We start from the raw sequence: 1,620 nt of genomic DNA, 5'->3' as shown, positions 1-1,620 counted from the left end.
TATTAGGGGGAAACTACCCCAGCGGGTGAAAGAATACCCACCAAATCCAAATCAACCGGTTTGATGGTAGCTTGTAGGCTCCCATTTTCCCTTGACTCTAGGTTTTTTTCAGTAAGTTTCATGAACAACCAATTTCAAGCTCTATCCACCCCAAAAGATTTACCTCTCCTGCGACCTTTTCTGCTGGATTTGTTTTGTCAACTGGCTTACCAAGAGGGTGATTTTGTGCTTTCGTCGGGGCAGCGTAGCTCTTATTACATCAATGGTAAACAGGTTACCCTTCATGCTCAAGGAGCATTGGCAATAGGACGTTTGCTATTCTCAATGGTACCTGCTGATACTCAAGCTGTTGCTGGCTTAACTCTAGGGGCAGATCCGATCGTGAGTGCGGTTAGCATTGTTTCTGCCATAGAAAACCGCCCTATCCCTGGTCTAATTATCCGCAAACAGCCAAAAGGTCATGGAACCAGGGCATACATTGAAGGGCCTTCTTTGCCCACAGGAGCCAAAGTAGTGGTATTAGAAGACGTGGTGACTACTGGGCAATCAGCCATGAAAGCCGTGGACCGCCTTAAGGAAGCTGGTTACCAGGTAGAGCTGGTAATAGCCCTGGTTGACCGGCTGCAAGGTGGAGCCGAGCTTTATCAGTCAGCTGGGCTAATGTTTAAAGCTCTGTTTTCGATTAACGAAATCCGAGAACACTACCAGGGTTCTCTTGATCAATCCAGCTGACTAGCTTATGTTGACTATCTAATTAGGTATGGCTCAGGCGGGATTTGAACCTGCGACCTCGGGCTTATGAGTCCCTTGCTCTAACCACTGAGCTACTGAGCCTTTTTTTTAACCCTTATCTACTATAACATATCAATGCCAATAATTTCTATAATAATTTTTATTCCTTTCTTGATGCAGTCGCTCATGGGGGAAACCCCCAAGACCGCGCTGCATCGCTGAGCAAAAGTTGAGTTGACATACTGCGTGCGCACCCATCGAACGGAACAGATAAAGGGGTATACGGAAAAGGTAGAAGAACAATAGGAAAGGTAATTCCTGCTTCAGACAACCACTTTCCCTTTAGCTCAAGGGGCTAAGGGTGATTATAGCTATTGTTTGAGAAGGTGAGGAAGAGTAGGAAAGTTCCGATACTTTTTAGCTACCAAAATCTACCAAGGTAGATCTTAGCCCGCCAATCCAAGATGCTTTCACATCCAGGGGGTATCTCCGCGCTTCTCTGACGGAATATCCCGCGAGCGCCATAAAAATGTCAAAAAAGTTCGTTCCACCGGGATCTAAGCGCAACTATTAAACCCTTGGTTTTCGGCTTTAATTTAAGCTACATAATAATCCCTGTTGGTGTTCCCCTAATTTAAGTCTAACAAATAATAAGAGTTTTTGGTAGACTCTGCGACATTTTCGATTAGCTTTTACTCACCTTACCCTTTTCCTCTGTCTCCTCCTTCAACCTAGTAATTTTGCCTGATTGGGAGACTTCCCTTGAAATCACTCCATTACCGTCTTCTCGGCAAATAGGCCATTGGATTGGCAGCTCCCCGACCTCTGGGATGAAGCTCAAAGTGTAAGTGAGGACCAGTGCTATAACCTGTGCTACCCATAGCGGCA

The 1,620-nt window shown here is 45.6% G+C and carries 1 protein-coding gene and 1 tRNA gene; one reads left to right on the top strand and one right to left on the bottom strand.

All coding sequences use genetic code 11. The annotated features are described in order from the left end of the window. Positions 1 to 120: 120 nt before the first annotated feature. The gene (pyrE, locus tag F6K49_RS47165; protein WP_075898130.1) at positions 121 to 732 is read left to right on the top strand and encodes an orotate phosphoribosyltransferase; all 612 of its coding nucleotides are present in this window, start codon (positions 121 to 123) and stop codon (positions 730 to 732) included. A 29-nt stretch (positions 733 to 761) separates the two neighbouring features. Here pyrE and F6K49_RS47160 read toward each other — a convergent pair. Further along, positions 762 to 834 (bottom strand) — tRNA-Met (locus tag F6K49_RS47160). Positions 835 to 1,620 lie beyond the last annotated feature (786 nt).

This window comes from Moorena sp. SIO3I6 (assembly GCF_010672095.1).
This window is presented reverse-complemented; position numbering and strand designations above follow the sequence as displayed.

Coding starts and splice junctions, on each gene's coding strand:
- pyrE (WP_075898130.1), top strand. CDS start 121: ATGAACAACCAATTTCAAGCTCTATCCACCCCAAAAGATTTACCTCTC.